General features: G+C 57.4%; 10 protein-coding genes. All 10 read left to right on the plus strand.

The window, feature by feature from the left end; genetic code table 11:
- Positions 1-15: 15 nt before the first annotated feature.
- Complete coding sequence (gene fabG / locus QQF73_RS07510) at positions 16-759, plus strand: 3-oxoacyl-ACP reductase FabG (RefSeq protein ID WP_285367791.1); 744 nt, start codon at positions 16-18, stop codon at positions 757-759.
- A gap of 133 nt (positions 760-892) precedes the next feature.
- Positions 893-1126: an acyl carrier protein gene (gene acpP / locus QQF73_RS07515; RefSeq protein ID WP_007154069.1), complete on the plus strand. Its 234-nt coding sequence runs from the start codon at positions 893-895 to the stop codon at positions 1124-1126.
- Between the two features lie 131 nt (positions 1127-1257).
- Entirely contained in the window at positions 1258-2505 is a 1248-nt protein-coding gene (gene fabF / locus QQF73_RS07520; RefSeq protein WP_285367792.1) for a beta-ketoacyl-ACP synthase II, read from the plus strand.
- Positions 2506-2513: 8 nt separating this feature from the next.
- The gene (locus tag QQF73_RS07525; RefSeq protein WP_285367793.1) at positions 2514-3332 is read left to right on the plus strand and encodes an aminotransferase class IV; all 819 of its coding nucleotides are present in this window, start codon (positions 2514-2516) and stop codon (positions 3330-3332) included.
- A gap of 5 nt (positions 3333-3337) precedes the next feature.
- Positions 3338-4405 carry an endolytic transglycosylase MltG gene (gene mltG, locus QQF73_RS07530; protein WP_285367794.1) on the plus strand — a complete coding sequence of 356 codons (1068 nt, stop codon included), beginning with the start codon at positions 3338-3340 and terminating at the stop codon, positions 4403-4405.
- Positions 4405-5040 (plus strand): dTMP kinase, encoded by a 636-nt coding sequence (gene tmk / locus QQF73_RS07535; protein WP_219866098.1) that lies wholly within the window; start codon positions 4405-4407, stop codon positions 5038-5040. The genes mltG and tmk overlap by 1 nt, the downstream gene beginning before the upstream one ends.
- Positions 5041-5079: 39 nt before the next feature.
- Positions 5080-5859 carry a helix-turn-helix transcriptional regulator gene (locus QQF73_RS07540; RefSeq protein WP_219866097.1) on the plus strand — a complete coding sequence of 260 codons (780 nt, stop codon included), beginning with the start codon at positions 5080-5082 and terminating at the stop codon, positions 5857-5859.
- A gap of 195 nt (positions 5860-6054) precedes the next feature.
- The gene (gene putA, locus QQF73_RS07545; RefSeq protein ID WP_285367795.1) at positions 6055-9234 is read left to right on the plus strand and encodes a bifunctional proline dehydrogenase/L-glutamate gamma-semialdehyde dehydrogenase PutA; all 3180 of its coding nucleotides are present in this window, start codon (positions 6055-6057) and stop codon (positions 9232-9234) included.
- Positions 9235-9412: 178 nt separating this feature from the next.
- The gene (gene putP, locus QQF73_RS07550; protein WP_219866095.1) at positions 9413-10906 is read left to right on the plus strand and encodes a sodium/proline symporter PutP; all 1494 of its coding nucleotides are present in this window, start codon (positions 9413-9415) and stop codon (positions 10904-10906) included.
- Between the two features lie 232 nt (positions 10907-11138).
- Entirely contained in the window at positions 11139-12146 is a 1008-nt protein-coding gene (locus tag QQF73_RS07555; RefSeq protein WP_219866094.1) for a TAXI family TRAP transporter solute-binding subunit, read from the plus strand.
- The last annotated feature ends 2 nt before the right edge of the window (positions 12147-12148 follow it).

Genomic DNA, 12148 nt, shown 5'->3' on the forward strand with positions numbered 1-12148 from the left:
GAAAGGGAGTTATTCATGTCTCTGGAAGGCAAAACCGCACTGGTGACCGGTGCAACCCGTGGCATCGGCAAAGCTATTGCTCGGGCGCTGGCCGAGCAGGGTGCCGAAGTGGTGGGAACCGCCACCAGCGCCGAGGGTGCCGAATCCATATCCAACGATCTGAAATCCGCTGGCCTGAAGGGCTACGGGATCGTGATGAACGTCGCGGATCCCGAGAGTATTGATGCCGGCCTGAAAGCGGTTACGGAAAAATCCGGAGCGCCGCAGATACTGGTCAACAATGCCGGTATTACCCGTGACAACTTGCTGATGCGGCTGAAAGACGATGACTGGTCTTCGGTTCTGGAGACCAACCTGTCCAGCGTCTATCGGACCAGCAAGGCAGTGCTTCGGGGGATGGCCAAGGCCAAGTGGGGGCGGATCATTAACATCAGCTCCGTGGTTGCCGGTATGGGCAACCCGGGCCAGAGCAATTACTGTGCAGCCAAGGCTGGCGTGGAAGGCTTTACGCGCAGTCTTGCGAAGGAAATGTCGAACCGGGGTATTACCGCAAACTGCGTCGCACCCGGGTTTATCGACACGGATATGACAAAAAAACTGGACGACAAGCAGCGTGAGGCTATGCTGGAAATCATACCTGCGGGTCGTCTTGGTGAGCCGGAAGAAGTTGCAGCCGTAGTTGCCTTCCTGGCCTCAGATGCAGCCGGATACGTAAGTGGCGAGACCATTCACGTCAACGGCGGAATGTACATGGGATAAGCGCCTGGCGTTGCTTTCACGCAACCCCTTGTCGCACAACATGTTTGACCGAATCCCTGCTTGTTTGCAGGTAGGGTTTAATCTAAACTGGCAGCACTAGAGTTGCTTGGTTGACACACAAAGTGAGGACATTATGAGTACAGTTGAAGAGCGCGTTAAGAAGATTGTTTGTGAACAGTTGGGCGTAAAAGAGTCCGAAGTTCAGAACACATCTTCTTTTGTAGAGGATCTTGGCGCTGACTCACTGGACACCGTTGAGCTGGTCATGGCACTGGAAGAGGAATTCGAAACTGAGATTCCTGATGAAGAAGCCGAGAAACTGGCCAGTGTTCAGGACGCGATCGACTACATTGTCGCGCACACCTGATACTCTGCAGTTATAAAAGCCAGGCAAGAAGCCGTCCTTGTGACCAAACTAAGGACGGCTTTTTTATTGGCCGGAGTTCGGGTTCAATCGGTGAACGGAAGCACTCAGACTAGATTCAGGTGAAAGGGGTTATGAGCAAACGACGGGTTGTCATCACAGGCATGGGCATGTTGTCTCCTCTGGGCAACGACGTACAGAGTTCCTGGGAAGGCGTTCGCACAGGTCGCAGTGGAATAGGCATGATCGAGCGTTTTGACACTTCCGGGTACAACACCCGTATTGGTGGAGCCATCAGGGATCTGGATCTTGAACCGTGGCTGTCCACCAAGGACGCCAGGAAGCTTGACGCCTTTATTCATTACGGTCTGATTGCGGCGCAACAGGCTGTCGATGACAGCGGTTTGAACGACTATGACGAGCTCGATAAGGAGCGTGTGGGTATTGCCATCGGTTCCGGTATTGGTGGTCTGGAGTACATTGAAAAGAATGTCCTGACCATGGACAAATCCGGTCCCCGAAAGGTGTCGCCGTTTTTCGTACCTGCGTCGGTCATCAATATGATATCCGGTAATGCTGCCATCCGTTTCGGTTATCGTGGTCCCAACATTGCCATTGTCACCGCCTGTACCACGGGTACCCACAACATTGGGTATGCGGCACGAACCATTGCCTACGGCGATGCAGACGTGATGCTTGCGGGTGGTTCGGAAATGGCGACCACGCGCACGGGGATTGCTGCGTTCTCCGCGGCTCGGGCGCTGTCCACGCGCAATGAAGAGCCGGAAAAAGCCAGTCGTCCCTGGGACCGCGAACGCGACGGCTTCGTGTTGAGTGATGGCGCGGGTGTGGTGGTTCTGGAAGAGCTGGACCATGCCAAAAGGCGGGGAGCGACCATCTACGGAGAGGTTATCGGCTTCGGCATGAGCGATGACGCCCATCATATTACCGCGCCACCGGAAAGCGGGGAGGGGGCTGCTCGTTCCATGCAGAACGCGATCCGTGATGCCGGCATCAGTTCCGACGAGATTGATTACATCAACGCTCACGGCACGTCCACCCTGGTGGGCGATGTGGCTGAGGTGGCTGCCGTGAAGAGTGTCTTTGGTGATCATGCCCAGAAACTGGCAATGAGCAGTACCAAATCCATGACCGGGCACTTGCTCGGGGCCGCGGGTGCGGTTGAAGGCATATTTTCGGTACTTGCAATTCGCGACGGACTCCTGCCGCCGACAATTAATCTGGACAACGCGGATGAAGGCTGCGACCTGGATTTCGTCGCCAATGCCAGTCGCAATGCTGATGTGCGTGTGGCGCTTTCCAACTCCTTCGGTTTTGGTGGCACCAACGGGACTCTGATCTTTCGCCGTTACGAGGGCTGAGTAGTCCCATGCTCAACCTGTTCTGGGCGGACGAGGCCGGTCTCCCTGCCAATGATCGCGGACTTGCCTACGGTGACGGTCTGTTCGAGACCATCCGTATGGAAGGGCGGCAGGGTGTCCTGCTTTCACGGCATATCAACCGCCTGGTCCGGGATGCAGCGCGACTGGGCATTACGGTATCGGGAAGCGAGTTAAAGTCGGTCTGTGCCCGGGCGGCTGACCGGCTGTCCGGGGGGGGTGATGGAGCTGGCTGGATTCTCAAGCTGACCCTGACCCGAGGTGGGGGCGGCCGTGGCTATCGTCCGGATTCAGCCATGGTCCCAAACCTGATGGTATCCGGGACCTCACCCCCGCCCCAGACCGACCCCGCCGGAGTTGTCGCGGACTTCTCCCGAGTCCCTCTGACGGTGAATCCCCTGTTTGCGGGCATCAAGTCACTGAATCGGCTTGAGCAGGTGATGGCCGCACGGGAGCTGGACGACCGGCTGTTTGAAGTCATTATGTCGAACAGTGCTGGGCATCTGGTCGAGGGCACCAGAACCAACCTTCTGGTCAAGGTCCGTGATCGCTGGGTAACGCCGCCCGGTGCCTCATTGGCGGTTGCTGGAATCATGCGTGAATGGGTACTCGAGCGTTTGCGGGAGCGAGGAGAGCATGTGGAGGAGCGTCCGCTGACCACGGACGATATCCTGGGTCCGGATTGCCGGGGCCTGTTCCTGCTCAACAGCGTGCTCGGAGTGGTCCCGGTTCGCACTCTCGCCGACCATGATTTGCCTGTCGAAACCGGACTTGCGACAATCTTCAATCCTTTCGAACTACTGGAATAATTCCCTTGCTCAAGAAGTTACTGATAGCCTCATTTAGTGCGGCGATACTGGTTGCAACCGGCACCGGGCTCTGGGTGTGGCAGGGTTTTCAGACCCTTGAAAAGCCCGTGGCTCTGGACGAGCCGGTTCTGTTCAGTGTGCCCAGTGGTGCCGCGTTCAGTCAGATTGCCCGAATGCTCGAGCGTGAAGAGCTGGTTGATCAGAGTCTTTGGCTGCGTCTGCATGGGCGCCTCTATCCGGACCAGGCCCGGATTCAGGCCGGCGAGTATGAGTTTACCGATGGCATGACGCCGCTGGACATGGTTGCTGCCATGGTGTCGGGTGATACCAAGCACTGGTCCGTTCAGTTTATTGAAGGTTGGACGTTCAGTGACATGAGGGCTGCCCTGGCCCGGACAGAGCGACTTGAGCAAGTCACCAAGGACTGGACGGATGACGAAATCATGGCGGCAGTAGGGGCCGAGGGCGAGCACCCGGAAGGTCGCTTTTTCCCGGATACCTATCTGTTTACCAGTACCGAAACGGATCTTGATCTCCTCAAGCGCGCCTTCAACACCATGTCGGCGGTATTGGAGGAGGAATGGGCTGGCCGCGAGGAAGGGCTGCCCTACGATACCCCCTATGAAGCGTTGATTATGGCCTCCATTGTCGAGCGTGAAACCGGCGCGCCGTATGAGCGAGAGCAGGTGGCCGGTGTATTCGTTCGCCGATTGCAAAAAGGCATGAGGCTGCAGACCGATCCCACGGTGATCTACGGTATGGGCGACAAGTACCAGGGACGCATTGGCAGCCGTGATCTGCGCACGCATACCCCCTATAACACCTACCGGATTGATGGTCTTCCGCCGACGCCGATAGCATTGCCGGGCCGCGAGGCCATTCATGCGGCGCTGAACCCGGATGATGGCAATGCGCTTTATTTTGTTGCCCGGGGGGATGGCACGCACAAATTCTCCCGGACGCTGGCGGAGCACCAGAAAGCCGTTCGCGAATTTCAGCTCAATCGTCGTAAAGACTATCGGTCGTCACCAGCCACCCAGAGTGATGAAGATAATGGTAGTGGAGACCAGTGATGGCCTTGCGCGGTCAGTTTATTACCTTTGAGGGCACCGAGGGGGTTGGGAAATCCACCCAGTTGGCGAACGCTGCGGCAACCCTCGAGGCCCTTGGCGTTGACGTCCTCGTCACCCGTGAGCCCGGGGGCACGCCAATGGCAGAAGCCATCCGGGAACTGCTGCTGACCCCCCGGGATGAACCGGTAAACGATCTCACTGAATTGCTGCTCATGTTTGCCGCCCGGGCCCAGCACTTGCACACCCGTATTCTCCCGGCATTGGAACAGGGGCAGTGGGTACTTTGCGACCGGTTCACCGACGCCACCTTCGCTTACCAGGGCGGCGGGCGTGGCGTTCCCGTTGACCGGATCGCTCAGCTGGAAACTCTGGTCCAGGGGGACCTACGGCCAGACCATATCATCCTGCTGGATGCACCGGTGGAGACTGGCATGAGACGCGCCAGCCAGCGCGGTGAGCTCGACCGTTTCGAGCAGGAGGCTGTGTCGTTTTTCCAGCGTATCCGCGACACCTATCTGGAGCGCGCAGAGGCTGCGCCTGAGCGGTACAGCATCGTCGACGCCGGAGATCCGCTCGAGCAGGTCAGCGCCCATGTACGTGACCTTGTGTGCAAGTTTCATTCAGATCTGCTTTAATTAAGTAACATTCTCAGTAATTAAGGTCCGTTCGCGTCTATGCTGGATGCACGCCTACTGAAGTTGCCCATTGCCTCTCATCAGCACCGACATGAGCATCATCAGATCGTGGTGGGCGTTCAGGGCGAAGCGGAACTCAGTGTGGACGGCACCGGCTCCCACCTGGATACCTGGAAAGCCTGCCTGGTCCCGACCGAGGCCCGCCATGACTATTGTGGCGACAATCAGAATCATGTTCTGGTCATCAACCTCGACCCTTACATTCCCGCGATCAACACACCCGCTCACGGCGATTACGAGTGTCTCGCACCACTTTTTGAGCGCCCCCGTACACTGGGGATGGACAACAAGTTACAGGGGCTTGTGCAGTTCGCCGCCGGAGAATTCGATCGGTCACCGTCGAACGACAGTATGAAGCGCCACCTTGCGGCCAGCATTCTTCATTGCATGGCGGAACGGCTGAACGCGAGTCGGACGGTTGCGACGAACCGTCAGGCGGTTCGCCCGGATACAGTGCGGCGTTACATCATGGAAAATCTCCATCGCAAGATCACCGTTCAGGATCTTGCGGGTGTGGCCTGTCTCAGCGTCAGTCGTTTCCATGAAATGTTTCGGGAAGTCACCGGCGTGACCCCGCACCAGTTTCTCCTCCAGACCCGGCTGGACCAGGCGGCCCAGCTCCTCATGTCCACCTCTCTTTCCGTCTCGGAAGTCAGCTATCGCACGGGGTTTTCGTCCCACAGTGCGTTGACCAATGCCTTGAGAAAACACAAGGGCACGACCCCCACAAAGTTACGATTTGGTGAAAAAGTAGCCTAAATTGCGAAAAGATCGGCTTTTTCGGACGAATTTATAAAAGAATCGTAGGATTTTGTAAGCCGCGGGTCCGTAGTAATACTAAGTTAAACGGTAACTTAATTCGTCAGAGTTGCAGGCCTTTTTGCGCCAGTGTGATGACGCTGTAATCACGAACCGGATGCCGGCCAAAACCGGACATTCATAACAGGTGCCGACATGTTTCACGCGAGCAAGGTTCTAGAGCCTGCCTTCCAGGAGCAGCCCCGATCTGTCTTCTGGCAGGGCCTGGTTGCGAACTATGCTGTGGACGAAGCCGGGTACCTGCAGGAGCTGATCGCACTTGCTCAGAGTGATGCGGCTGAAGATCGGGCGATCACCGAAACCGCTACCGGATTGATTGCCAAGGTGCGTGAACAGGACGATGCTGTCCATATGATTGACGCGCTGTTGCAGGAATACAGCCTCGATACTCAGGAAGGCATCTTGCTGATGTGCCTGGCCGAAGCGCTGATGCGCATTCCCGATAAGTACACGGCCGATGCCCTGATTCACGACAAGATGTCTGTGGCGGATTGGCAGAAGCACGTGGGACGCAGTGAGTCGACGCTGGTCAACGCCTCTACCTGGGGGTTATTGCTGACAGGGCGGGTCGTGAAGATGGATAAGCGCCTGGACGGGTCCCCGTCCAGCGTCTGGAAACGACTGGTGAAGCGCAGCGGAGAGCCAGTCATACGCAGTGCGATGTACCGGGCGATGGGCATCATGGGGAAACAGTTTGTCCTCGGCCGAGACATTGATGAAGCGCTCAGGAATGCCCGGGACTATCGTGAGATGGGCTACACCTATTCCTTCGATATGCTGGGGGAAGCGGCGCTGACCGCTGAGGACGCCGCCCGCTACCTGAATGACTATATGAAAGCCATCGAATCGGTGGGCGCTGACTCGGTTCCCGGTCATCGTGAGCCCCGGCCTTCTATTTCGATCAAACTTTCCGCTCTTCATCCCCGCTATGAATACGCCCAGGAGGAGCGAGTTCTCAAGGAGCTGTATCTCACCGTTCGCGATCTCGTGACCTTTGCGCGTGAAAGGCATGTGTCCATCACGATTGATGCGGAAGAGATGGATCGGCTGGAGATCTCGCTGAAGCTTTTTGAAAAAGTTTTTTCGTCCAGTGCTGCCAAAGGGTGGGGCGGCTTCGGGCTGGTTGTCCAGGCGTATTCCAAGCGCGCCCTGCCGGCATTGTGCTGGCTGACCAAACTGGCAAAAGAGCAGGGCGATGAAATCCCGATCCGGCTGGTCAAAGGTGCCTACTGGGATACTGAAATCAAAATCTGTCAGCAGTTGGGCCTGACGAGTTACCCGGTGTTTACCCGCAAGGAAGCGACGGACACATCCTACCTGGCCTGCCTGCGGTATCTATTGAGTGACTACACCGATGGTGCGCTTTATCCGCAGCTGGCCAGTCACAATGCCCATACCGTTGCCTCTGTGTTGGTTATGGCCAGAAATCGCGAGCGCAAGATCGAATTCCAGCGGCTGCATGGCATGGGGGACGCACTCTACAACAGCATCCTCAAGGATAACGACATTCCCGTGCGCATCTACGCGCCGGTTGGAGCCCACAAGGACTTGCTGCCGTATCTGGTCCGGCGGCTGCTGGAAAACGGAGCAAATTCGTCGTTTGTTCACCGGCTTGTGGACGCTGCGACGCCGATCGAGGCACTGGTCCAGAATCCCGTTCAGGAGTTGCTGAAATACGAGTCCATGCCGAACGACCGAATTCCTGCACCTACGGACATTTATGGACAGGAGCGCATCAATTCCCGGGGCCTGAATATTCAGGTTGAGACGGATCTCGCCTTCCTGCTGAGCGGTCTCGACCAATGGGGGGGGCAGAGCTGGACTGCCGGGCCCATCATTGGCGGAACTCGCCATATCGACGGCGAGCGCGTCGAGGTCCGCTCGCCCTATGACAACTCTCGCTTGGTTGGATCGGTCGTATTCGCCAGTGAACGGCATGCTGAGGAAGCGCTCGCGGTCGCACGCAACGGCTTTGGTCCCTGGAACGCCCGCCCGGTCCAAGAGCGGGCGCGGTGTCTTGAAGCCTATGCCGATCTGCTCGAGAAAAACCGGGCTGAACTCATTGCCATTTGTTGCCGGGAAGCGGGAAAAAACCTGCAGGATGGCATTGATGAGGTCCGAGAGGCCGTGGATTTTTGCCGCTACTACGCGATACAGGGCCAGGCCCGTTTCGGCGATGCCATTGCCATGCCCGGGCCGACCGGGGAAAGCAATGAACTTTACATGGAAGGGCGGGGCGTCTTCCTGTGCATCAGCCCCTGGAATTTCCCACTGGCTATTTTTACCGGCCAGATCATGGCGGCTCTGGTATCCGGCAACAGCGTCATTGCCAAGCCGGCCGAGCAAACGAGCCTGGTGGCGGGTCGTGCTGTTGAGCTGATGCTCGAGGCTGGCTTTCCACCCGATGTAATTCAACTGTTACCCGGTGATGGCGCAAAACTTGGCGGCAAACTGACCCCGGACCCCAGGATTGCCGGAGTTGCCTTCACCGGATCTACTCAGGTGGCGCGGCTGCTCAACCGCACGCTGGCCCAGCGTGAGGGTGCGATTGTGCCGCTGATTGCCGAAACCGGCGGCCAGAACGCAATGATTGTGGACAGCAGCGCGCTTCCGGAGCAGGTGGTTCGTGATGTGCTTCATTCTGCCTTTGCCAGTGCGGGTCAACGGTGCTCTGCGCTGAGGGTGTTGTATCTTCAGGAGGACGTTGCCGAGCGGGTGGAGTCGATGCTGGCGGGTGCCATGCGGGAACTGTCCGTGGGTAACCCGGAGAAATACAGCACCGACATCGGTCCGGTGATCGACGCCGAGGCCCGGAAGGGACTGCAGGAGCATCTCAACGAGCTCGAACAGTCTGCCCGCTTTATCGCCCGTTCGCCGTTGCCGCCATCGTGTTCGGTGGGGCATTTTGTGGCGCCGTCAGCCTACGGTATCTCGCGCATGGACGATCTGAAGTCGGAACACTTCGGGCCCGTTCTGCATGTGATCCGATACAAGGCCGAGCTGCTGGATGCGGTGATCGAGGAGATCAATGGCGCCGGGTATGGCCTGACGCTTGGTATCCACAGTCGCAGCGAATCGACCGCCGCCTGGATTGAACAACGTGCCAAAGTCGGTAACTGCTACATCAACCGTGACCAAATAGGTGCGGTCGTTGGTGTGCAGCCGTTTGGTGGTCTGGGGCTGTCCGGTACTGGTCCGAAAGCAGGCGGGCCACACTACCTGCAGCGGTTTGCAACCGAGCGAACCAGGACCATCAACACCACGGCTGTGGGGGGCAATGCGTCGCTGTTGTCACTAGGCATTGAAAAAGTTTAGGAATTACAAAAGTATAGTAACGACACGGATGTCGTCTAGAATTCGGGTATCTGGCGCCTTCGGGTGTCAGGTTTCCGTCTCAGGGTTGTCCCTCTCATCCTGTCCGCAGGGTGCAGAAGGAGAGCCGTTCCAAAGCCAACAATAAACAACCCAGATAGCGCACGGGGAGAAAACCGAAATGATAGGAAACAGTGTTGGGATCAGTATTACGTTCCTGGCCTATATTATGCTGATGCTTGGCGTCGGCTATGTAGCCTGGAAACGCACTTCTAATCTTTCCGATTACATCCTGGGTGGCCGTAGTCTTGGCCCCCTGCCATCTGCAATCAGTGCCGGCGCGTCCGACATGAGTGGTTGGCTTTTGCTGGGCCTGCCCGGTTACGCATACGCGGCCGGTTACGAGGCCATCTGGATTGCCGTTGGCCTGCTGGCAGGTACCTGGCTGAACTGGCTGTTTGTTGCCAGCCGCCTGCGTACCTATTCGCTGTCCGCTGGAGACTCGCTTACGCTGCCGTCGTACTTCGAGAACCGCTTCCATGACACCAGTCGCATCCTGCGTGTGGTGAGTGCCTTTTTCATCCTGATGTTCTTCCTGTTCTATACCAGTTCCGGTCTGGTAGCAGGGGGCAAGCTTTTTGAAACGGTATTCGGGCTTGATTACACGGTTGCCGTGATTGTCGGCACCATTGCGGTGGTTTCGTACACCTTCTTTGGTGGCTTCCTGGCCGTGACCTGGACCGATGTGATTCAGGGCCTGTTGATGTTTGCAGCTCTGTTGCTCGTGCCGATCATGGCGATCAATGCTGACGGTGGCTGGAGTGCAACGACAGCCGCGATGGAAGCGAAGAATCCTGAGTTCCTCAATGCCTTTACGGGCACGGATGGCGCGGCTCTGGGTGTCCTCTCGATCCTGTCCCTGCTGGGGTGGGGCCTGGGTTACTTCGGCCAGCCGCACATTCTTGCGCGCTTCAAGGCTATTCGGAGCGAGGATGACGTACCTGCGGCGCGCCGTATTGCCGTGACCTGGAGTGGTCTCGGCCTGCTGGGCGCCCTGCTGTGTGGTTTCGCCGCCATCGGCTATTTCGAGACTCCGCTGGATGACGGTGAGCGCGCTTTCATGCTGCTCGTTGATGCCCTGTTCCATCCGGTCATTGCCGGTATCCTGCTGGCGGCCATCCTTGCGGCCATCATGAGTACAGCGGACTCCCAGTTGCTAGTATCTTCCTCTGCGCTGGCGGAAGATTTCTACAAGGCACTGTTCCGTAAGGAAGCCTCGCAGGAAGAGTTGGTCTGGGTCGGACGGTTTGCCGTTGTCGGCATCGCGGTCATTGCCTGTATTCTGGGCCTCAACCCCGACAGCAAGGTCCTGGAACTGGTGTCATACGCCTGGGCCGGCTTCGGTGCGGCCTTCGGTCCGGCACTGATTCTGTCGCTGTTCTGGCGTGAAATGACCCGCAACGGCGCAATTGCCGGTATCATTGTGGGTGGCGCGACAGTCGTAGTCTGGGGCAATATGTCCGGCGGTCTTCTCGACCTGTACGAGATTATTCCGGGCTTCATCTTTGCCACCATTGCGATCGTGCTTGTCTCCAAGTTTGGTGATAAGCCGCACGCCGAGATCCTGGCTGGTTTCGATAAGGCCATCAAGGCTCGCTATCACAACCTGCCGTAACTGACCGCCCCGGCCGGGCTGAACAGCGAACGCCGGGTAGGTAAAAGCGAAAGCCCTCGTCAGCAATGACGGGGGCTTTTTTTTGGTTCCGGTCCAGACCCTTGCCAGGAACCTCTAGTACATAGGTCGAAGGTGGCGCTGTGTTGCTGGCAGTCGTTTCGTCTAAGCGCTACCTTGATTACTTGTTAGGAAATGTCTCGAAATAACAATAAGCATATGAGGATAAGGACTTATGAACCGGAAAAGTCTGTGTAAATCTGCTGTGGGCGTGGTCGCCGCAGCTGCCGTTTCGCTGTCGGCCAGCGTGCAGGCCGAAGGCAATTACGTGATGGGCACGGCCACCACCGGTGGCACCTATTACCCGGTTGGCGTGGCCATCTCCACTTTGGTCAAGGTAAAACTCGAACCGCAAACCAATATCTCTGTTTCTGCCATCAGTTCGGCAGGTTCTGGTGAGAACCTCAAGCTGATGGACGAAGGGCAGATCCAGTTCGGCATTCTTCAAGGGCTATACGGCGCCTACGCCTGGAACGGTACAGGGCCAGTCCCCAAGGCTTACAAGAACCTGCGCTCAGTATCAATGCTGTGGCAAAACGTCGAACACTTTGTCCTGCGTGACAGCGTCGTGAAGACTGGCACCATTTCGGATATGACCAACCTGTACGGTGAAGGCTTCTCCATCGGTGCCCGTAACTCTGGAACCGAAGGCTCGGGCCGTTTCATCCTTGGTAAGGTGGGCATTGATCTGGAGCAGGTGGATATTGCCTATCTCGGCTACGGTCCGAGTGCCGATGCGATGCAGAACGGAAATATCGACGGAATGAATATTCCGGCGGGTGTACCCGCTTCGGCGGTGACTCGTGCATATGCCAACCTTGGCGACGAAATTGCCACATTGAACTTTACCCCCGAGCAGTTGGCTCAGGTCAACAGCGACTTTGAGCTGTGGACGCCGTATACCATTCCGGCCGGCACCTATCCGAATCAGGACAAGGACATCAACACCATTGCCCAGCCAAATATCATGGCGGCGCGCGCCGATGTCCCGGAAGAAGATGTCTATCAGATTACCAAGACCATCTACGCCAATCTGCCATTCCTGAACAACATTCATCCGGCCACCAAGGCCATGGCACTGGAGAGGGCTATCGCTGGTCTGCCTATGCCGCTGCACCCTGGTGCTGCGCGTTTCTACCGTGAGCAGGGCCTCGACATTCCCGAGCGACTGATCGCGGAATAAAC

Origin of the sequence: Marinobacter albus (genome assembly GCF_030238305.1) — a bacterium.
Taxonomy (GTDB): domain Bacteria; phylum Pseudomonadota; class Gammaproteobacteria; order Pseudomonadales; family Oleiphilaceae; genus Marinobacter; species Marinobacter albus.